This is a genomic window from Streptococcus humanilactis, assembly GCF_019448275.1.
GTDB classification, from domain to species: Bacteria; Bacillota; Bacilli; order Lactobacillales; family Streptococcaceae; genus Streptococcus; species Streptococcus humanilactis.
Window position 1 is genome coordinate 1 of sequence record NZ_JAHXBZ010000037.1, and the last position, 251, is coordinate 251.

1 pseudogene is annotated in these 251 nt (G+C 52.6%); it reads right to left on the reverse strand.

What is annotated here, in order from left to right:
• Positions 1-251: pseudogene (locus KV696_RS09750) on the reverse strand (adhesive domain-containing protein); the annotation flags it as partial.

Consider the following 251-nt stretch of genomic DNA (forward strand, 5'->3'; position numbering starts at 1 on the left):
AGTGCGGTAGCTTCTACATCAGCATCAACAAGTGCCGTAGCGTCTACATCAGCAAGCACAAGCGCCGTAGCCTCTACCTCAGCATCAACAAGTGCGGTAGCCTCTACATCAGCCAGCACAAGCGCAGTAGCCTCTACCTCAGCATCAACAAGTGCGGTAGCCTCTACATCAGCAAGCACAAGTGCGGTAGCTTCTACATCAGCATCAACAAGTGCCGTAGCGTCTACATCAGCATCAACAAGTGCGGTAGC